At 70.0% G+C, this 19,279-nt stretch carries 22 protein-coding genes; 6 read left to right on the forward strand and 16 right to left on the reverse strand.

Features of this window, described 5'->3' with window-relative positions; translation table 11 throughout:
* Positions 1-23: 23 nt before the first annotated feature.
* The 12 genes from ACQVBX_RS01900 to ACQVBX_RS01955 all read right to left on the reverse strand — a co-directional run bounded on the left by ACQVBX_RS01900 (position 24) and on the right by ACQVBX_RS01955 (position 9,843).
* The gene (locus tag ACQVBX_RS01900; RefSeq protein ID WP_431636213.1) at positions 24-1,229 is read right to left on the reverse strand and encodes a DegT/DnrJ/EryC1/StrS family aminotransferase; all 1,206 of its coding nucleotides are present in this window, start codon (positions 1,227-1,229) and stop codon (positions 24-26) included.
* A gap of 11 nt (positions 1,230-1,240) precedes the next feature.
* Positions 1,241-1,420, reverse strand: coding sequence for a hypothetical protein (locus ACQVBX_RS01905; RefSeq protein ID WP_431636214.1), 180 nt, complete (start codon positions 1,418-1,420; stop codon positions 1,241-1,243).
* Positions 1,417-1,815 (reverse strand): DMT family transporter, encoded by a 399-nt coding sequence (locus ACQVBX_RS01910; protein WP_431636215.1) that lies wholly within the window; start codon positions 1,813-1,815, stop codon positions 1,417-1,419. The genes ACQVBX_RS01905 and ACQVBX_RS01910 overlap by 4 nt, the downstream gene beginning before the upstream one ends.
* Positions 1,812-2,171 (reverse strand): EamA family transporter, encoded by a 360-nt coding sequence (locus tag ACQVBX_RS01915; RefSeq protein ID WP_431636216.1) that lies wholly within the window; start codon positions 2,169-2,171, stop codon positions 1,812-1,814. Before ACQVBX_RS01915 ends, ACQVBX_RS01910 begins: the two co-directional genes overlap by 4 nt.
* A 235-nt stretch (positions 2,172-2,406) precedes the next feature.
* Positions 2,407-3,243 (reverse strand): alpha/beta hydrolase, encoded by an 837-nt coding sequence (locus ACQVBX_RS01920; RefSeq protein WP_431636217.1) that lies wholly within the window; start codon positions 3,241-3,243, stop codon positions 2,407-2,409.
* A 177-nt stretch (positions 3,244-3,420) separates the two neighbouring features.
* Positions 3,421-4,353 carry an HlyD family secretion protein gene (locus tag ACQVBX_RS01925; protein WP_431636218.1) on the reverse strand — a complete coding sequence of 311 codons (933 nt, stop codon included), beginning with the start codon at positions 4,351-4,353 and terminating at the stop codon, positions 3,421-3,423.
* Complete coding sequence (locus ACQVBX_RS01930; RefSeq protein ID WP_431636219.1) at positions 4,350-5,099, reverse strand: ABC transporter ATP-binding protein; 750 nt, start codon at positions 5,097-5,099, stop codon at positions 4,350-4,352. The genes ACQVBX_RS01925 and ACQVBX_RS01930 overlap by 4 nt, the downstream gene beginning before the upstream one ends.
* The gene (locus ACQVBX_RS01935; protein WP_431636220.1) at positions 5,096-6,229 is read right to left on the reverse strand and encodes an ABC transporter permease; all 1,134 of its coding nucleotides are present in this window, start codon (positions 6,227-6,229) and stop codon (positions 5,096-5,098) included. Before ACQVBX_RS01935 ends, ACQVBX_RS01930 begins: the two co-directional genes overlap by 4 nt.
* The gene (locus tag ACQVBX_RS01940; protein WP_431636221.1) at positions 6,229-7,641 is read right to left on the reverse strand and encodes an efflux transporter outer membrane subunit; all 1,413 of its coding nucleotides are present in this window, start codon (positions 7,639-7,641) and stop codon (positions 6,229-6,231) included. The genes ACQVBX_RS01935 and ACQVBX_RS01940 overlap by 1 nt, the downstream gene beginning before the upstream one ends.
* 1 nt (position 7,642) lies before the next feature.
* Positions 7,643-7,771: a hypothetical protein gene (locus tag ACQVBX_RS01945; RefSeq protein ID WP_431636222.1), complete on the reverse strand. Its 129-nt coding sequence runs from the start codon at positions 7,769-7,771 to the stop codon at positions 7,643-7,645.
* A 13-nt stretch (positions 7,772-7,784) separates the two neighbouring features.
* Entirely contained in the window at positions 7,785-9,176 is a 1,392-nt protein-coding gene (locus ACQVBX_RS01950; RefSeq protein ID WP_431636223.1) for a sensor histidine kinase N-terminal domain-containing protein, read from the reverse strand.
* Positions 9,169-9,843 carry a response regulator gene (locus ACQVBX_RS01955; protein ID WP_431636224.1) on the reverse strand — a complete coding sequence of 225 codons (675 nt, stop codon included), beginning with the start codon at positions 9,841-9,843 and terminating at the stop codon, positions 9,169-9,171. The genes ACQVBX_RS01950 and ACQVBX_RS01955 overlap by 8 nt, the downstream gene beginning before the upstream one ends.
* 188 nt (positions 9,844-10,031) lie before the next feature.
* Between ACQVBX_RS01955 and ACQVBX_RS01960 the strand changes: the two genes are divergently transcribed.
* Positions 10,032-12,254 (forward strand): M1 family metallopeptidase, encoded by a 2,223-nt coding sequence (locus tag ACQVBX_RS01960; protein ID WP_431636225.1) that lies wholly within the window; start codon positions 10,032-10,034, stop codon positions 12,252-12,254.
* Entirely contained in the window at positions 12,254-13,171 is a 918-nt protein-coding gene (locus tag ACQVBX_RS01965) for a hypothetical protein (protein ID WP_431636226.1), read from the forward strand. Before ACQVBX_RS01960 ends, ACQVBX_RS01965 begins: the two co-directional genes overlap by 1 nt.
* Positions 13,172-13,213: 42 nt before the next feature.
* On the opposite strand, the gene ACQVBX_RS01970 is transcribed toward ACQVBX_RS01965, so the two are convergent.
* The 4 genes from ACQVBX_RS01970 to ACQVBX_RS01985 form a co-directional block, all read right to left on the reverse strand.
* Positions 13,214-13,816 carry a hypothetical protein gene (locus tag ACQVBX_RS01970; protein ID WP_431636227.1) on the reverse strand — a complete coding sequence of 201 codons (603 nt, stop codon included), beginning with the start codon at positions 13,814-13,816 and terminating at the stop codon, positions 13,214-13,216.
* Positions 13,813-14,352 carry a GNAT family N-acetyltransferase gene (locus ACQVBX_RS01975; protein ID WP_431636228.1) on the reverse strand — a complete coding sequence of 180 codons (540 nt, stop codon included), beginning with the start codon at positions 14,350-14,352 and terminating at the stop codon, positions 13,813-13,815. Before ACQVBX_RS01975 ends, ACQVBX_RS01970 begins: the two co-directional genes overlap by 4 nt.
* 13 nt (positions 14,353-14,365) lie before the next feature.
* Complete coding sequence (locus tag ACQVBX_RS01980; RefSeq protein WP_431636229.1) at positions 14,366-14,836, reverse strand: SET domain-containing protein-lysine N-methyltransferase; 471 nt, start codon at positions 14,834-14,836, stop codon at positions 14,366-14,368.
* Between the two features lie 116 nt (positions 14,837-14,952).
* Positions 14,953-15,288: a ComEA family DNA-binding protein gene (locus ACQVBX_RS01985; protein WP_431636230.1), complete on the reverse strand. Its 336-nt coding sequence runs from the start codon at positions 15,286-15,288 to the stop codon at positions 14,953-14,955.
* Between the two features lie 211 nt (positions 15,289-15,499).
* Between ACQVBX_RS01985 and ACQVBX_RS01990 the strand changes: the two genes are divergently transcribed.
* The 4 genes from ACQVBX_RS01990 to gloA all read left to right on the forward strand — a co-directional run bounded on the left by ACQVBX_RS01990 (position 15,500) and on the right by gloA (position 19,201).
* Entirely contained in the window at positions 15,500-16,924 is a 1,425-nt protein-coding gene (locus ACQVBX_RS01990; RefSeq protein WP_431636231.1) for a M20 family metallopeptidase, read from the forward strand.
* Positions 16,925-16,982: 58 nt separating this feature from the next.
* Positions 16,983-17,684 (forward strand): YggS family pyridoxal phosphate-dependent enzyme, encoded by a 702-nt coding sequence (locus tag ACQVBX_RS01995; RefSeq protein WP_431636232.1) that lies wholly within the window; start codon positions 16,983-16,985, stop codon positions 17,682-17,684.
* Between the two features lie 183 nt (positions 17,685-17,867).
* On the forward strand, positions 17,868-18,521 hold the full coding sequence (locus ACQVBX_RS02000; protein ID WP_431636233.1) for a C40 family peptidase: 654 nt from the start codon (positions 17,868-17,870) through the stop codon (positions 18,519-18,521).
* 149 nt (positions 18,522-18,670) lie between these two features.
* Positions 18,671-19,201: a lactoylglutathione lyase gene (gloA, locus tag ACQVBX_RS02005; RefSeq protein ID WP_431636234.1), complete on the forward strand. Its 531-nt coding sequence runs from the start codon at positions 18,671-18,673 to the stop codon at positions 19,199-19,201.
* The last annotated feature ends 78 nt before the right edge of the window (positions 19,202-19,279 follow it).

Raw genomic sequence — 19,279 nt, forward strand, 5'->3', positions numbered from 1 at the left:
CCGCACCTCCATCGCACTCCAGGTCAGGCGCTGGCTCTGCCCAGCACCGCGTGTATCCGCTCGAAGTCCGCATCGTCCAGCCACGCGCTGTTGCTGATGGTCAGCGCGCGTTGGGCAAAGTCGCGGGCGCGTGGCATCGACGCTTGTGGCACGCGGTCGGCGAGGTAGGCGTAGTCGGGGAGGGCGTGGACGAACAGGCGGCTGACGCCGAGGCCGGCGGTCCACAGTTCCGCCAACGCAGCGTCGGCTTGTGCGGCGGTGGGCATCAGCACCAGCAGGAACGGCCAGCTGCCGGTGGTGCCGGAGGCCTCGTCGAACACGGTGAGGCCGGGTAGAGCGCGCAGTCGGGCCACGCGTTGCAAAGCGCGGGCGCGGTTGGCGATGAGGAAATCCGGCAGGCGCGTCGCGGCACGGGTGCCGACGCCGCGGCGCCAGCGGCCGACGCGATGGAACGGGATCTGCGGCGCGAAGTCGTCGCCCACGGCAGCGACCGGATCGCCTCTCTTCAGCGCGCGGCGCAGCGGCATGCCGTAGGCGAGCCCGAGCAGCGAGGGGCGATACAGCGCGGCGAGTCCCAGTAGCTCCACGCTGCGGCGCAGCTCCCCGCCCGCAGCACGCGGCACGATGGCGGCGCTGGTCGCGCGCAGCTCGTCGCGCAGTGCGTCGTCGCGGGTGGCCAGCAGGCCGCCTTCGTAGATCGACAAGCCTTTGCCCGCGGCGAGGCTGAAGAAGCCGATGTCGCCGCGCAGGCCCACGCTCTGCCCGCCATCGCGCGCGCCCAAAGCCTGTGCGGCGTCCTCGATGACGAAGGCGCCAGCGGCGCGGGCGATGGCGAGCGGCGCATCCATGTCGGCGACGAGACCGGCGAGATGCGTGGGGAGGATCGCCAGCGTGTCCTCGCGGCAAGCCTGCGCCAGCGCCTGCGGATCGAGATCCCAGTGATCCGGGCGCGTGTCGCACAGACGCAGGGTGAGACCCATGCGGTGCACGGCGATCGCCACCAGCGGACAGGTGTAGGCCGGCGCGACCACCACGGAGCGATTCGGCGCGCGCGCCTTCAGCACATGCAGCGCCACCAGCAGCGCCGCGGTGCCGGAGCATTCCAGCTGCAGCGGCGGCGTGCCCAGTTGCGCGGCGAGTGTTGCAGCGAGTGCATCGCGGTGCGGCAGCAGATCCGCGGCCTGCAGCGGCAGGCCGGCGGTGGGCGGAATTTCGCGCAGGCGGCGCATGGGGCTCAGGGTCAGATCCCAAAGAACAACATCAGGACGTCATTCCCGCGAAAGCGGGAATCCACGGTCGATTTGAGGGCAATGGATTCTTGCTTGACCAGCCATTCGGCTGTTGAGAGCCGCGGAATGACGGCTAAGGATGATTCGGCCGTGCATTGGATTAGCTCTTCTTGTAGCGGATGCGTACTCATGGTGCTTCCGGCGCACTCACAGGCGCGGCCTCGCGCTCGGCCAGGCCTAGACAGACGATGCCGGCGAGGATGGCGGCAGCACCGAGCAGCTTGGTGGCGGTGAGCGGCTCGTGGAACAGCCAAACGGAGAGCGCCATCACGCTGATCACCTCCAGGTGCGAGGCGGCGAAGGCCGGGCCGATCGGCGCGTGCTTGAGCAGGCTCATCCAGGTGAAGAACGCGCCCAGGTAACCGAGCACCGCGCCATATACCCACGGTTCGCCAAACAGGCGCAGCAGCCAGGCGAGGTTCGCTTCCACCGGCAGGGCGTGGTTGCCGGCAAGCTTGAAGGAGATCTGCGTGAGCGTGTCGAAGCCCATCAGCAGGGCGAAGCCGATCAGATAGAAACGCCTCATGCGCCGGCTCCCACGATCGCCACGCCCAGGCTCACCAGCAGGATGCCGGCCACGCGCAGGCGGGTGAGCTTTTCGCCGAACAGGAATCGCCCGGCGACCATGATCGCCACGATGTTGATCGAGCCCAGCAGCACGCCCTCGGACAGCGGCAGCAGCGAGAGGAAGGCGATCCACACCAGGAACTCGAACACGTAGCAGCCCACGCCGATCCACAGCCACGGGCGCGCGGCCATGTATTTCCAGCGGGCGAGCCCGTCGCCCGCGTCGCGGTCGCCGGCGGCGGCCTTGAAGGCGAGTTGGCCGCCGGTGTCGAGCACCACGTTGGCCAGCCACAGGATGATGGTGAGCAGGGGCATGCAGGTCTCGTGGAGGTGGTCAATCACATGGCGGCGAACATCGAGGGTGACGCTCGCAGCGACGGAAGTTCAGCGCATCATCGGATGCCTCGAGCCTTGGCCCCACGAACCGTTCGCGCTGAGCGTAGCTTGCGTCGGCAAGCGGAGTCGAAGCGCCTTGCGGCGATGCCCTTCGACTTCGGCGCTGCGCGCCTACGCTCAGGGCGAACGGTGGAGCAACCAGTCGGCCCTCGACTCAGGCCGCGGCGCGTTCGGCGGTGCGACCGGCGACGATCGCGTCGAAGAAGCGCCCGGAGCGCTCGATCAGCGTGCGGCGTTCCTTGTCGATGGTGATCATGTGATAGCTGTCCTCGAGCAGCAGCAGCTCGGTGGGGGCATTCACGCCGCGCAGCACCGCTTCGGCGTTTCGCACGCTGGCCACGTCATCCTCGCTGGCGTGGGCGACCAGGCAGGGCGAGGTCACCCGGGGCAGCAGGCCGCGCACGTGGGTGGACAGCTGATACAGGTCGGCCAGCGAGTGCCAAGGGTTGCCGAGCAGGCCGGCCACGGTGCTGTCACCCGAGCGCATGGCCGCCTCGACCTGGTTGCGCAGACGTTCGTCGCGCAGGCCGTAGGGGTGCTGCTCCTCGAACACGCGGTGGCGACCCAGGCCGAGTTTCTTCACCAGCGGCAACAGGAACGACAGTCGCGCCGTCCACGGGATGCTCCAGCCGTCGTAGCGGAATGTGGCGCCGTATACACCCACGCCGGCGACCTGCTGTGGACGTTCGGCGGCGAGCTTGAGCGAGAGCAGGGCGCCCATCGACAGGCCGCCCACGAACAGGTGGTCCACGTGCTGCATGAGCTTGTCGGCGGCGGCTTCTACGCTGGCGTACCAGTCGCGCCAGCCGGTGGCGAGCAGGTCCTCGACGTCGCCGCAATGGCCGGCCAGCTGCATGCCGTAGACGGTAAAGCCGGCGTTGTTCAGGCCCTTGGCGAGCAGGCGCATCTCCATCGGCGTGCCGGTAAGGCCGTGGATCAGCAGCACGCCGCGGCGGTCACCTTCAAGCATGAAGTCGGTGGGTTGGATCATCGGGACATCCTGGGGCGGTGGGTGTTGCCTTGGCTTCCATAGCTCAAGCGGGCGGCCTGGTCGCAGCCCGTAGTTTTTGCTCGTCATCCTCGCGAAAGCGGGGATCCATTTTCGCTTCTTGGCAGTGGGTCCCCGCTTTCGCGGGGATGACGCAGTAGAGGTGACCGCAATTTCTTGTCAGCGAGCTTTCGGCGGTGCGGCCGGCGCAGCCGGCGTGCCGAATCGCACCAGCACCCGCTGGCCGACGCGCACGTCGGCCGGAGGCGTGGCGTCGAAGGCCAGCACGCAGGTCACGGTGCGGGCGTTGGCGCGCAGTTGCGGGTCGTCTTCCAGCGTGGACGGGCCGACCACGCTGCCGATGCGCAGCACGTGTGCCGGCCAGTTCTGCGTGCTGTTGCCGCCGCCGTCGGCGCTGACCGTGGCCGGCATGCCCACCTTCACCGCATCGACGAAGGATTCGCTCAGCTCCGCGCGCACGATCGGCGGGGTGAGTGGCAGCAGGGTGAACAGCGGGCCGCCGACGGTGGTCGACACGCTGGCGCCGGTCTGCGCGGCGACGCGCACCACGCGCGCATCGACCGGCGCGCGCAGCGTGCGCAGGCCCAGTTCGTAACGGGCCTCGTCGCGCTTCTGCGTGGCCATAGCCACGGCCGCATCGGCGGCGGCCTGCTGGGCGACCAGTTCGTTGGCGCTGGCCGCCGCCGCATCGGCGCTCTGGCCGTCGCCCGCTCCGGCCTTGGCCGCGTCGGCCAGACGCTGGGCCTGCACGCGCATGGCCGCCAGCTTGCCGTCGAGCAGCTGGCGCTGCGCCTTGGCCTGGGCCAGCTCCGCCTCGGCCGCCTGCAACTGCAGCTGGGCCGGCGCGGGATCGAGCGTGGCCAGCACCTGGCCCTTGCTCACGCGGTCGCCCTCGTGCACGGCCACGCTGGTGAGCGTGCCGTCGCGCGGCGTGCCGAGCACCAGCAGGCCGCCTTCCACGTCGACCCGACCGCGCGCCACCGCGGCATACGCGGCGGCGGTGGAAGTCGCGGCGGGCGGCGGCGAATCATGCGAGCAGCCGGCGGCCAGCAGCAGGGCGGCGACGAGGGCGGCGAGGCGCAGCGGTTTCATGACGCGGTTCCTGTGTCCATGGCGGCCGGCGGCGCGGGGCGCCGGTCGCTGAGAATGCGGCCATCTTCCATTGCCAGCACGCGGTCGGCGTGGCGGATCAGTCGCGGATCGTGGCTGACGCACAGCACGGTGGTGCCGTGGGTGCGGGCGATGCGGTGGAGGATGTCGATGATCATCTGGCCGTTGGCAGCGTCGAGCGCGCTGGTCGGCTCGTCGGCAAACAGCAGTTCCGGCTGCTTGGCGAGCGCGCGGGCGATCGCCACGCGCTGCTTTTCGCCGCCGGACAGTTCGCTCGGGCGCAGCTGCATGCGCGGGGTCATGCCCACTTCGTCCAGCGACTGCACCGCGCGCTCGCGCGCCTGCTGGCGCGACAGGCCGAGGTAGTGCAGCGGCAGCTCCACCTGCTCGCGCGCGCTCAGCGCGGGAAACAGGTTGAAGCCCTGGAACACGAAGCCGGTGTGCAGCAGGCGGAAGCGTTCCAGCGCGCGGCTGTCGAGCTGGCCCAGCTCGCTGCCCAGTGCGGTGACGCGCCCGGCGTCCACCTTCTGCAGGCCGCTCAGGATCGCCAGCAGGGTGCTCTTGCCGCAGCCGGAGGGGCCGGAGATCAGGGTGAGTTCGCCCGCGTCGATGCTCAGCGACAGGCCGTCGAGCACCTGCGTGCGCACCTTGCCGGAGACGAACGCCTTGGCGATGCCCTCGGCATGCAGCGCCGGGCCGGCGGCGGGGGACGTGGCGAGCGCGTTCATCGCAGCAGGCTCGCCGGATCGGCGCGGCGCAGGCTGCGCATCGCCACCAGGCCGGAGACGGCGGCGAGCGCCATCGCCAGCACCACGCACAGCAGGGTGATCGGGATGCTCAGCACCACCGGTACGTCCTGGCTGCGCGCCAGTTCCAGCAGCAGCACGCCCAGCGCGGTGGCGCCGAGCAGGCCGATCGCACCCACCCAGAAGGCCTGTTCCAGCACCACCCAGCGCAGGTTGACCACGCCCACGCCCAGCGCATTGAGCGTGGCGTACTCGCGCACCGAGCCGGCCACCGCGGCCATCAGCGTCTGGCTGGTGATCACCGCGCCGACCAGGAACACGATGCCGGCCAGGAACACCACGCCGGCGCCGGCGCCGGTGTCGAGCATCCAGTACAGCACCGAGCGACGCGCGAACGATTTGGCCGTCCATACGTCGTACGGGCCGAAGCTGCGGTCGCCACGTAGGCGGGCCGCCACGGCGTCAGCGCTGGCCGGATCGCGCAGCGCGGCGACCAGGTAGGTGGGGCGGCCGGCGTCGGTGGGGTCGGTATCGAGCCGGCGCGCAGTATCCAGCGAGCTGACCACGTTGACGCCGCCGAGCGCGCGCAGGCCGCTGCTCACGCCGACCACGCGCACGCGGTGGCCGTTGATCACGGCGTGGTCGCCGATCGCCACGCCGAGCTTGTCGATGTCGGCGCGGTCGACGATCACCGCGTCCGGCTCGGCCAGCCGCGCGCGCAGCGCGGGCGGTAGGGTGCGCGAGAACATCAGGCCGTCGGCGCGTGGGTCGATGCCGGAGACGAACACCGACTCGCCGCCGGTGTCATGCGCGCCGCGCCAGTCGGCGTCGATCCACAGGAACGGTTCGACCTGGGTCACGTCCGGGTCCATGCGCAGGCGCATTTCCACGTCCGGATCGATCGCGCGGCCGAGGTTGACGCTCTGCGTGCCGGGATAGCCCACCCACAGATCGGCGGTGGAACCGGTGATGTAGACGCTGGCACTGCCGAAGATGCCCAGCACCAGCGCGGCCTGCAGCAGCTGCAGCAGACCGGCGAAACCCACCGCGAGGATCGCCGGCAGGAACCGGCGCCATTCGTAGATCAGGGTCTTGCGGGCGAGCGCGACCATCAGGGTGCGTCCGCGGTTTTGCTGTCGCTGTCGGCGTCCGGCAGCGGTGCGCCGCCGAGCGCCTTGTACAGGCTGACGAAGGCCAGGTCGCGCGCTACGGTGGCGTCGGTCAGGTCGATCGCCGATTGGGCCAGTGCGAGCCGGCTGTCGAGCGCTTCGGCCGGTGAGGCAAGGTGCAGCCGCACGCGGACATCGGCCGCCTGCGCGGCGCGGCTCAGCGCGCGCTGCGCATCGGCGGTGCGCGCTTCGCGCTTGCGCTGCTGTTCGAGCTGGCCCAGCGCGGTTTCTACTTCGGCCACGCCCTGCAACACCGCCTGGCGGTAGGCGTACACGCTGGCCTTGAGGTCGTGCTTGCGGGCATGCAGCTCGGCTTCGCGGGCGCCCCAGTCGAACAGCGGGATGTCGATCATCGGGCCGGCGGAGAGCAGCGCGTTGTCGCGCGTGCGCCGGTGCGTGGTGAGGTTGGTCGACCACACCAGCGAACCGCCGATGCCGATGCGCGGATACAGGTCGGCGCGGGCCACGCCGGCGTCGCCGGCGGCGGCGAGCACCTCGGCCTCGGCGTGGGCGATGTCCGGGCGGTTGCGCAGCAGGTCGGCCGGCGCCTGGGTGAGCGAGGTGTCGCCCAGCGCCGGCAGCGGAGCGGCGGCGAGCCAGGCCGGGTCGGGTTCATTGCGGCCGAGCAGCACGGCCAGCTGCTGCGCCGCGGCGTCGGCGGCGCCGCGCGGCTCGGCCAGCGCAGCGTCGGCCTGGGCCAGCGCGGCCTCGGCCTCATCCACCGAACGCGCGGAAGCCAGTTGCAGCCGCGCGCGGGTGCGCAGCAGCTCCCATTGCCGGTGGCGGTCGTCGCGGATGGCGGTGAGCGTGGTCTCGCGCTGCTGCGCCGCGCGCAGTTCCAGCCAGTTGCGGACCACCTCGGCCACCAGCGTCACGCGCACCTGCTGCAGGCTGGCCGCGCTGCCATTGAGCTGTCCACGCGCCTGGCGGCGGGTGGCGGTGCCGCGGCCGAACAGGTTGAGCTCCCAGGTGGCGTCGAAGCCGGCGACGAAGAACGAGGCGCTGGCATCGGGGTCGATCGCGTCCTCGGTCTTGGCGCGCAGGCGCGGCAGGTAGGCGACGTCGGCGCTGCGGGTCATGGCCCGGGCGGCGAGCAGCCGTTCCTTGGCCTGCGCCACGTCGAGGTTGTCCTTGAGGGCGGTGTCGACCAGCGCATCGAGCGCCGGATCGTGGAAGGCGTGCCACCAGCCGCGCAGGTCCGCCGGCGGCGCGTCCGCATTGGCCGGGTGGCGCCACTGCGCTGGGACGGGCGGATTCAGCTTGGGCATGTCGATGCCGCTGCAGCCGCCCAGCAGCAGGGCGGCCAGCACGCCGGCGAGCGTTGCGCGTGCGCCACGGGCGCCTGAAGGAGTCATTTCAGTGCCGGTCCGCGGCTTGCCGGGCGAGGTCGGCAGCGAGGCCGGCGTGGTCGGCGTAGCGGTCGCCGTGGAGCATGGGCGTGCGGGACAGGCGAGGGGAGGGCAGCGTCATGTCGAAAGTTTCCACGCCCAGGGTTTCATCAACTTTTCGCAGGCGCCGGGAACTGCACGCCGATCCGCAGGCCGCCGTTCGGCGCGTTGCCGAAGGCGACCTGGGCGCCGTGCTGCTGGGCGATCTGCTGCACGATCGCCAGGCCCAGTCCGGTGCCGCCGGCCGGCGCATCGGGTGCGCGGAAAAAGCGCTCGCCCAGGCGTTCGAGCACCTCGGCCGGGACGCCGGGGCCGCTGTCTTCCACCTGCAGCAGTACGCCGCCGTCGGGCAGCGGCAGCAGCGTGACGGTGGCGCGCGCGCCGCGGCCGGCGTAGCGCAGCGCGTTGTCGATGAGGTTGTCCAGCAGCTCCTGCAGCGCCGGCGCGTCGCCGAGCACCCACACCGGGCCATCCGGCCCGTGGTAGCCCAGGTCGATGTCGGCGCGGATCGCCTCGGGCACGCGCTGGCCCACGGCCTGCGGGATCTGTCGCCCCAGGTCCACCGGCACGTGCGACGAACGCTCCGTCCACGGGCTCTGCGCGCGAGTGAGCGCGAGCAGCTGGGTGGAGGTGCGGGCGGTGCGCTGGGTGAGCTGGTCGATGTGATCCAGCGCGTCGTGCACGGTGGCCGCATCGTGCGCGGCGCGGGCGCGATCCACGTGCAGGCGCAGGCCCGCCAGCGGCGTGCGCAGCTGGTGCGCGGCGTCGGCGATGAAGCGCTCCTGCAGCGACAGCACCGCGCGCAGCCGCTCGAACAGGCCGTCGATGGTGTGGGTGAGCGGCAGGATCTCCACCGGCACGTCCTCGCCGGTGATCGGTTCGAGCTCGTGCTCGCGCGCGGCGAGGCGGTCGGTCAGCGGCTCGAGGATGCGCAGTCCGCGGTTGATGCCCAGCCACATTAGCGACAGCGCGCCCAGAATCAGGATGGTCTGCATCGGCACCGCCAGCAGCAGGATCTCGCGCGCGCGCTGCTGCCGGTCGTGCAAGGTCTCGGCGATGGTGACGGTGAGCACGTCGGCCGGGTTGTCGGGCGCGCGCAGGCTCAGCGAAGCGGCGCGCAGGGTGCGCCCGGACAGGCGCGAATAAAACAGCTCCGGCGCCGCGTCCGGAGCCGGAGCTGGCGGTTCGGGGAAGGTGCCGTTGCCGCTGAGCAGCCCGCGCAGGCTGCTGCGTACCGTGTAGTAGTTGTGGCTGTCCGGGTCGTATTCGATCAGGAAGCGCGCCTCTGCTGGCAGGTCGCCGGAGACTTTGCCCGAGCGGAACATCTGCGCCAGCGTGCGGACGTCGTCGGCGAGATCGGCATCATGCACGCGGTTGGAGTAGTTCAGCGCCACACCGTAGGTGACCACCGCGTCGATCGTGAGCAGGATCAGCATCGGCAGCAGCAGAAGCAGCAGCAGCCGCCGGCGCAGGCTGGGACGACGCATGCGGCCGTCACGCATCGGCGCTCTCCTCCAGCAGATAGCCGAGCCCGCGCACGGTGCGCACGGTGGCGCCGCTGCCGTGCAGCTTGCGGCGCAGGCGGTGGATGGCGATGTCCAGGCCGTTGTCGGTGAGCTCCTGGTCCCAGTTGCACAGCGCCTCGACCAGCTGGGCGCGGTTGGTGATGCGGTCGGGGCGGCTGGCCAGCGCTTCGAGCAGGCCGAATTCGCGCGCGGTGAGTTCCAGCGGCTGTTCGTCCACCCAGGCGCGGTGGCCGGGCACGTCCAGCCGCAGGCGGCCGATGCGCAGCTCGGTGGCGCCCTTGCTGGCGGAGCGGCGCAGCAGGGCGCGCACGCGGGCCTCGAACTCGGCCAGCGCGAACGGTTTGACCAGGTAATCGTCGGCGCCCAGGTCGAGCACACGCACGCGCTCATTCAGGCCCTCGCGCGCGGTGATCACCAGCACCGGCACGCCGGAGCCGCGCTGGCGCAGGCGGTGCAGCACTTCGCTGCCGTCCAGTGCCGGCAGGCCCAGGTCGAGCACCAGCAGGTCGTGCGCACCGTCGCGCAGGGCGGTGTCGGCCTGCGCGCCGCTGGTGACGTGGTCGACCGCATGGCCGCCCTGGCGCAGCGAGGCGGTGATGGCGGCGGCGATGGCGGGGTCGTCTTCGGCGATCAGGATGCGCATGGTGGCGGGGCGTTGGGGAGGGAAGGAGCCGATGCCGGGTGGAGCGCGCTCAGACCGGCGCCATCCGGGCAAAGTTGCATCGAAACATCTTGCACCTTTCACGACGCCTTCGTGACTTTTGGCAGGGGGTCTTGCCGGTGTCCCGGGCTTGCTCCAGTCTGGCGCATTGCCTGTCCACAGGGGGAGTCATGGCGATTTCGAAGCGATCTGGCGGGCTGCTGCCCGCCCTGTTCCTGCTGCTGTGGCCGCTGTGCGCGCCCGCGCAGCAGGCCGCGGTACCCGCGCCGGCACCGGCTGCCAGCACCGCGCCGCCGCCCGCCGCGCCGATTCCGCTGGCGGCGCCCGATGCCGCGGCGGTGTCCGTGCCCAGCGCGCCCGGCGCCTGGGGCGGCGAGCGCAGTGGTACCGAGGCAACACTGTCGGACCGCGTGGTCAGCTACCGCATCGACGCGGAGCTGGACGCCGCCAAGCACACCGTGCACGGCAAGGAGCAACTGCAGTGGCGCAACCGCAGCGACCGCGAGGTGCGCAGCATCTACATGCACCTGTACCTCAACGCGTTCGCCAACGAGGGCAGCACGTTCTTCACCGAGCGCGCGGTGCTCACCGCGCACGGCCGCTCGCGCGGCAACGCCAGCCTGAAGAAGGGGCAGTGGGGCTGGATCGACCTCAACAGCGTGCGCCAGGCCGACACCGACCTGAAATACAGCTTCGTGCAGCCGGACCACGGCCCGGCGACCGACCGCAGCGTGGTACGCATCGACCTGGCCCAGCCGGTACCGGCGGGCGGCGCGCTGACGCTGGATATCGACTTCCTCAGCCAGCTGCCGCGGGTGGTGGAGCGCACCGGCTGGTTCGGCGACTTCAACCTGGTCGGCCAGTGGTTCCCGAAGATCGGCGTGCTGGAGCTGCCGGGCGAGCGTGGCGCCACCGAGGTGCGCTGGAACTGCCACGAGTTCCATTTCAACAGCGAGTTCTATGCGGACTTCGGCCTGTACGACGTCAAGCTTACGGTGCCGTCGGACTACACCGTCGGCGCAGTGGGCGAGCTGCAGGGCCAGCCGCAGAGCGAGGGCGGCAAGACCACCTACCACTTCGTGCAGGGTGACGTGCACGATTTCGCCTGGGTCGCGGCCAAGGGCTACAAGACGCTGGACGGCACGTACGAAGGCCCCGGCAGTCCGAAGGTGGCGGTGCGGGTGATCTATCCGCCCGAGTACGAGGCCAGCGCCAAGCCGGTGCTCAAGGCCAGCATCGATTCGCTGGGCTATTTCTCCCGGACGCTGGGCGCGTATCCGTACCGCACGCTCACCGCCGTGGTGCCGCCGTACAACGCCAGCGAAGCCGGCGGCATGGAGTACCCCACGTTCTTCACCGCCGAGGGCTACAGCGAGGTGGACCCGGGCACGATCAGCCAGTACGCGATCGACTTCGTGACCATCCACGAGTTCGGCCACGGCTATTTCTATGGCCTGCTCGCCTCGAACGAGTTCGAGGAGCCGATGCTGGATGAAGGCCTCAACGAGTACTGGGACCAGCGCATGCTGCGCGAGCGCAAGCAGGGCATCGACCTGTCCACGCCGCTCATGAACTGGCTGGGCGTGACGCCCTCGATGGACGGCTTTACCCAGGAGCGTCTCACCGCCGGCCTGCGCCAGCCGGCCGATCCGATCGGCGAGAACGCGTGGGATCGCCTGTCCTCGTCCAGCTACGGCACGGTGTATTCGCGCACCGCCACGGCGATGCACGACCTGGAAGAGCGGCTGGGCAAGGACGTGATGGAGAAGGCCTTCCGCGAGTACTACCGGCGCTGGCACTTCCGTCATCCGTCGGTGGCCGACCTGCGCGCCACACTGATCGACGTCTCCGGCAAGCCCGACGTGGTCAACCAGGTGTTCGACCAGGTGGCCTACGGCACCGCCTGGGTGGATGACGCGGTCACCGCGATCGACACCGAGGAGGTGACGCCGCTCGCCGGCACGATGCTGGCCAACGGCCAGCGCACCGAGACCGACGCGGCGACACTGGACAAGCAACTCGACAAGCAGCGCTCCGACTGGAAGAAGGCGCACCCCAAGGCCAAGCCCGGTGAGGGTCCGTTCCCCTGGCGCAGCACCGTCACGGTGCGCCGTTACGGCGCCGGCGCGCCGCAGACGCTGCGCCTCACCTATGCCGACGGCAGTCACGAGGATCTGCGCTGGAACGACGCCCGCCGCTGGGTGCGCTTCGTGGTGACCAAACCGTCCAAGGTGGTGTCCGCCGAGCTCGACCCGGCGCAGACGGTTTACCTGGACGCGAACAAACTCAACGACAGCTACGCCAGCAAGCCGGACGGCAGCGCCGCCCGCCGCTGGGCGGCCGATGCCGCCGCGTTGCTGCAGAACCTCTACTCCTTGCTGGGGACCCTCTGATGGCCAGGATGAATTCGCGCCGGGTGGACCTCGGCTCGCTCGTGACCGCTCCGTTCGCCGCCATGCAGTGGCGACTGCTGCTGCTGTGGGTGGTGCTGCTGCTGTTGCCCACGGCGGTGGTCAGCCTGCCGCTGTGGAAGTCGCTCGGTGGCCTGCTCGATCACTCCGTACACGCCGCGGCGTGGGCGCAGTCGTTCCACGCCATGATGTTTGGCGACGTGATGATGCAGCTGGGTCAGAACAGCGGCTGGCTGAGCGGGGCCGGCATCGCCGGTCTGGTGGTCACCGTGGTGCTGCTGCCGCTGCTGCACGGGATGGTGGTGGCGGCCGGCCGCGCCGGTCGCGCGCTGGGGTTTGGCCATCTGCTGCAGAGCGGCCTGATCGAGTATGGACGGATGTTCCGGCTGATGCTGTGGTCGCTGTTGCCGTACGCGGTGATGTTCGGCGTGGCCGGCATGGCGATGTCGGTGGCGCGCAAGCACGCCGAAGCGGCCACGCTGGAATCGCAGGCGCAGGCGGCGCAGCACGCCGCGCTGTGGGTGCTGGGCGTGGTGTTCGTGCTGGCGCAGTCGGTGGTGGAGTCCGCGCGCGCAGCGTTCGTCGCCGACGTGGGCCTGCGCTCGGCCACGCGCGCCCTGGGGCGCGGCGTGATGCAGTTGCTGCGTCGTCCGCTGAGCACGCTGCTTAGCTACGTGGTGATCAGCGCGATCGGCTTGGCCATCGCGCTGGCCTTGGGCATGTGGCGGGTGCGCACGCCGGCGCTGGGCGTAGGCGGTTTCGTGCTGGCCTTGCTGATCAGCCAGCTGGCCGTGGCGGTGACCGGCTGGATGCACGCCGCGCGCGTGTTCACGCTGGCCCGGGTGGCCGGATCGCTGGTGCCTTCGCGCCGCGGCGGAGGCCTGCCGCCGGCGCTTTGAGGCCGATCACGACGATGCCGGCGTCCTGCGCCGGCGTCGCCGTCAGTTGCGAATATCCAGCGTCGCGGTGGGTTCGCCGGCCTCGTCGATGCGCAGCAGCAGCACCTCGCCACCGCCATCCAGACGCCAGCGCCGGCCCGGTACGTGGGGCAACCACATCGGTCGATCGACTGGCAGCGGCCAGCGGGCGTCGCTGCCTTGCAGTTCGGCGCGTCCGGCCAGCAGCCATGCCAACCAGCGGGCTCCTGCGGGAATCAGCATCGGGCCTTGCAGCGGCCGCGCGATGAGCTCGGCGCCAACCCCGGCACGTCGGCGCAGGCTGACCACGCGGGTGGGCTCCACCGCGTGCGCGCGCTCAGCTGCGGCCAGGTGTGCCACCTGCAGGCGCAGAAGCACCCGCATCTGACCGTCGGCCTGATGCACGTTCAACGGCGCATCGAGCGCCGTGAGCTGGGTTGCCTGCGTGAAGTCCGCGGGCCATTCGGCGCCGGTTTCCAGCGCGTGCAGGGCGAGTTGCCAGTGCCAGTCATCGGGCGTCTGCGGCGCGGCGCCGGAGAGCGTACCGCTGAGGGGCTGCATCGCCCCATCGCCGCTGAATGGCGGGCCGTCGGGCCATGTTTCGACCGGGATCGGCCCGACGTTCATGCCCAGGCGCGGCGCGGCTCGCGGATCGGCGGGTAGTAGGCGAACACGTGGGTGTTGCAGCCGTAGAAGTCCATGTTCTCGACGTGCTCGCCGCCGAGGCGCTCGGCCACGCGGTCGGAGGCCTCGTTGCCGATGCGCACCAGGCTGATCACGCGTTGCGCGTGCAGGGTGTGCCAGGCGAAGTCCAGCACCGCGGCTCCGGCCTCGGTGGCGTAACCGTGGTGACGGTGTTCGGGCTTGAGCATCCAGCCCAGCTCCAGCCCCGGCCAGCCTTCGGGAAACATCAGGCCGGCGCGGCCGATGAATTCGCCGGTGCCCTTGAGCTCCAGCGCCCACATGCCACAGCCGCGCAGCTGCCAGTGACCGAGCAGCATGGCCAGCGAGCGCCAGGCGTTGGTGCGGTCCAGCGGCTGGCCGTCGCCGATCCAGCGGGTGCTGTCCGGGTCGGCCAGCATCGCGGCGTAGTCGTTGAAGTGCCGCTCGGTGAGCGCGGTGAGGCGCAGGCGGGCGGTTTCGATGGTGGGAATGTCGGACATGGCCATTCGGTTGTCAGCGACGGCTATCCAGCAATCGGCTGAGCGCGAGGGTACTTGAGGCCAGGGCGTCCTCCCAGGCGAAGCCTACGATTGTCTCACCGGTGGCCGAATCGACAAAATCCTCCGCCTCGCCGGGCGGCAGCAGGTGGCGGTAGTCCACCGTGACCTCGGCGCCTGCGGCAAGGTCGGTCAGCGCGAAGATGAAGCCCAGGTGCCACAGGCCGGTGGGCGAAAAGCTGTGGTTGACGTAGCACTCGTCCGGCCAGTCGGGCGAGACGGTGTAGCGATCTTCGAACCAGCGCGCGCTGGCGTAGCGCAGGGGCGCCAGTTCCGGCGAGTTGGCCAATTCGTCATGCCGCCAGGTGCGCTCGATCGCGTCCGGGGCCGTGATGATGCTGCCGGCGCGCACCGCCTCGTCGAGGAACAGGCCCTGGCCGGCGCCGCCGATGGTGGACGCGGCGATGCGGTAACGCGGAAGAATCATGGTGGATGCGGCGAGCTGGGCCCGGATCGGGCGCGCCGGAGTGTAGCGCAAGCGTTGCGGGCGATCAGGCGCCCGCAACGCCGCCCCATCCCTGGGCTGGAGAGTCCTCGGGGGGATTACTTGGCGCTGGCCTTGGCCTTGCTCTTGGCTTTTGCGGCCTTGGGCGCCTTGGCCGGTGCGCCGGCGGCGTTGCCGCTGAACTGGATGGCGTCACTGTTGCGCTTGAGCGTGGCCGGGCCCATGCCCTTGACCTGGGCCAGGTCATCCAGCGTCTTGAACGGTCCGTGCGCGTCGCGCCAGGCGACGATCGCCTTGGCCTTGGCTTCGCCCACGCCGTCGAGCGAACTGGCGATGGCGGCCGCATCGGCCTTGTTGATGTTGATGGGGGTGGCAGCGAAGGCGGGCAGGGCAAGGGCCAGCGCGAGCGCAGCGGCGAACAGGGAACGAAGCATGGCGATCCTCCGTGATGCATGACTGGAGCCGTGATTGGCGCGGCCACTGTGCCCGCGCCGGTCGCCTGGAGGATGCCGGTGCAGGCCGTGCACCACCTGCCGTCCGGCCCGGCGGGCCTGTGCGCCTGCGCTGACTGCGGCGTCAGTGCGGGCAGGGGGCGTTGAGGGCGCTGATACAATGCCGCTCTTTGCTATTGCTCTGGAGTTGCCGATGGATACCACCCGCCTTTCCCGGTTCGTCAGCGGCCTGTGGGACGACGAGATCGTGCCGCAGCTGGTGGAGTACATCCGCATTCCCAACAAGTCGCCGATGTTCGACAAGGACTGGGTCGCCCACGGCTACATGGACCAGGCCGTCGAGCTGATGTCGAACTGGGCCCGCGGCAAGCTGGCCGCGTTCCCCGGCGCCACGCTGGAGGTGGTGCGGCTGGAAGGGCGCACGCCGCTGATCTACATCGAGGTGCCCGGCGAGGGCGACGACACCGTGGTGCTCTACGGTCACCTGGACAAGCAGCCGGAGATGACCGGCTGGGCCGACGACCTCGGCCCGTGGAAGCCGGTGATCAAGGGAGACAAGCTGTACGGCCGCGGTGGCGCCGACGACGGCTACGCGATCTTCGGTTCGCTCGCCGCGCTGCTGGCACTGCGCGAGCAGGGCATCGCGCACAGCCGCTGCGTGATCCTCATCGAGGCGTGCGAGGAGTCCGGCAGCTACGACCTGCCGTATTACGTGGACCACCTGGCCGAACGCATCGGCAACCCGTCGCTGGTGGTCTGCCTGGATTCGGGCTGCGGCAACTACGACCAGCTGTGGCTCACCACCTCGCTGCGCGGCATGACCGGCGGCGAGCTCACCGTGCAGGTGCTGGACGAAGGCGTGCACTCCGGCGATGCGTCCGGCGTGGTGCCGTCGAGCTTCCGCATCCTGCGCGAGCTGCTGTCGCGGCTGGAGGATCCGGCCACCGGCAAGATCGTGCCGAAGGATCTGTATGTGGACATCCCGGCCGAGCGCATCGCGCAGGCCAAGGCGTCCACCGAAGTGCTGGGTACGGCGATCTACGACAAGTTCCCGTTCGTGAAGGGCATGCAGCCGGTGACCGAGGATCTGGTCGAGCTGGTGCTCAACCGCACCTGGCGCCCGCAGCTCGCGGTCACCGGCGTGGACGGCATGCCGCCGCTGGAGAGCGCCGGCAACGTGCTGCGTCCGAAGACCGCGGTAAAGCTCAGCCTGCGCGTGCCGCCCACTCTCAACGGCTCGAAGGCCGGGGACTTCGTCAAGCAGCTGCTGGAGAAGGATCCGCCGTACGGCGCGAAGGTCAGCTTCAAGGTGGAGAAGGACGGCAGCGGTTGGAACGCGCCGCAGCTCTCGCCGTGGCTGGCCGAGGCGGTGAAGGAGGCGTCCGAGCACTACTTCGGTGCGCCGGCCGCTTACATGGGCGAAGGTGGCTCGATTCCGTTCATGGGCATGCTGGGCGAGAAATTCCCGCAGGCGCAGTTCCTGATCACCGGCGTGCTCGGTCCGCACTCCAACGCGCACGGCCCGAACGAGTTCCTGCACATCCCCACCGGCAAGAAGGTGTCGATGGTGGTGGCCGAGGTGGTGGCCAAGCATTACGCGCAGGGCGCCAAGGGCTGAGCCTTCGGCCTCCTCTCCCCGTCGGGGAGAGGAGGCCGGCTCGAAGAGCCGCGTATCCATGGACTACTCCTATCTCAGTGCCAACTGGACTGCCGTGCGCGAGCGCGTGGCGCAGGCCTGCCGCGACGCCGGGCGCGATCCGTCCGAGGTCGCCATCCTTCCGGTCAGCAAGACCTTTGGCGCGGACGTGGTGCGCGCAGCCGCAGGCCTCGGCTTGCACCGTTTCGGCGAGAACCGCGTGCAGGAAGTGCGCGAAAAGGCGCCGCAGCTCGCCGACTGCGTCATCGAGTGGGTGATCATCGGCCCGCTGCAGACCAACAAGGCCAAGGACGTGGCGCGTCTCGCGCACGAGGTGCAGACGCTGGACCGAATCGAGCTGGCCGAGGCGCTGGATCACCGTCTGCAGATCGAGGGCCGCGCCATCGATGCGCTGGTGCAGGTGAAGACCTCGCCGGAGGAGACCAAGCACGGCATCGCTCCGGCGGAACTGCCCGCCCTGCTGGCCGACCTGCGCCGCTTCGACACGTTGCGCGTGCGCGGCCTGATGACCATTGCCACGCACACCGACGACACCGCCGAGGTGCGCCGCTGCTTTCGCCAGCTGCGCGAACTGCGTGATGCCATGGCCGCCGAGGGCCACGCGCTGCCGCGGCTATCGATGGGCATGAGCGGCGATTTCGCCCTGGCCATTGCCGAGGGCGCGACCGAGGTGCGCATCGGCAGCGCGATCTTCGGAGCCCGGCAGGTAAGCGTGAACTGAATCACGGCGGCGGTGTGCCGGGCTGAACAGCTCCAAGGCGCATTTGTGGTCGACAGGGTTCACTTAACCTTGATCCAACAAACACATCAGGCCGCTTTGATAGTTTCGCGGGGTTGTCCTGGTGCCGGAGTGCTGGCGCGGGGTTCTGCAAGTCCGTCAGCTCGTGAGGGGAGTTCGTCCCGCATGCCACTGAAGTCATTGACCGCGCTGGCCGCGCTGGCCATCGCCGTGTTTGCCGCCCCGCTGCAGGCCGACGAAGCCCCGGTTGCCCAGCTGCCGATGAACACCGTGGCCGCTCCGCTTGCCGACGCCATCCCGCTGGTGAATCCGGCCGCCCGCCTGGCGCAGTCGGTGTTGCCGGCCAACCCGTCGGCGCTGCTGCAGTCCGCGGCGCAGTCGACCCCGGTGGATGCGGTCACCGACCTGCGCAAGACCCTGATCGATCTGGCGATGACCCTGCGCCACATCCGCTACGTGCGCGGCGGGCGCGATCCGTCCACCGGCTTCGACTGCAGCGGCTTTGTGCGCTACGTGTTCGCCCACGCGGTCGGCCTGCACCTGCCGTCCAACTCGGCCGCGCAGTTCCTGGCCGGCCTCAAGGTCAACCGCAAGGACATGCAGCCGGGCGACCTGGTGTTCTTCCGCACCGCCGGGCGTCGCGGGCGCATCTCGCACGTGGGCATCTACATCGACAACGGCCGGTTCATTCATTCGCCCTCGCGTGGTCAGACCGTGCGCGTGGACAACCTGGCCGACGCCTACTGGGCGCGCCATTTCGCCGGTGCCAAGCGGCCCGAAGGCATTGCGCAGATCGACCCGGTGCCCGGCAAGGGCTGAACCGGCGATCCATCGATATCCGACACGGCCGCCGCAAGGCGGCCTTTTTTTGCCCGCCGGCCCCGCGTACGACATGCCGCAGCCGGTTGCGCGTGGCGAGCGGTGGCCCCATGTCCAGCGGCTGTATCGCTGTGTTTTCCGGAGTGTCCATGTCGCTTGCCCCGTTGCTGAACCTGCCCGGCGTCACCGCCGAGCCCGAGGCCGTCACCCACGGCTACGTGTTCAACCACACGATGATCCGCGTCAAGGACATCGCCGCCTCGCTGGATTTCTACACGCGCGTGCTCGGTTTCACGCCGGTGCATCGGCAGGAGTTCGCCGAGGCTGCCTTCACCATCTACTACCTCGTGCTACGCGCTGATCGCGCGGCGATCCCCGAAGACGATGCCGCGCGCTTGCAGTGGGTGCTGGGCCAGCCCGGCGTGTTGGAGCTCACCTACAACCACGGCACCGAGCGGCAGGCGGATTTTCATTACCACGACGGCAACAGCGAGCCGCGCGGCTTCGGGCACCTGTGCGTGACGGTGCCGGACGTGCATGCGGCCTGTGCGCGCTTCGAGGCGCTTGGCGTGCCGTTCCAGAAGCGCCTGGCCGATGGCCGCATGAAGCACATCGCCTTCATCAAGGATCCCGACGGCTACTGGATCGAGATCCTGCAACCCACGCCCCTGGCCGCCTGACCCCCGAATGTGTGTAGGAGCCCGCTCGCGGGCGATGCTCTTGGCTTTGATGTGGATCAGGAGCGAGAGCATCGCCCG

The organism is Dyella thailandensis (assembly GCF_050749815.1).
Taxonomy (GTDB): domain Bacteria; phylum Pseudomonadota; class Gammaproteobacteria; order Xanthomonadales; family Rhodanobacteraceae; genus Dyella_A.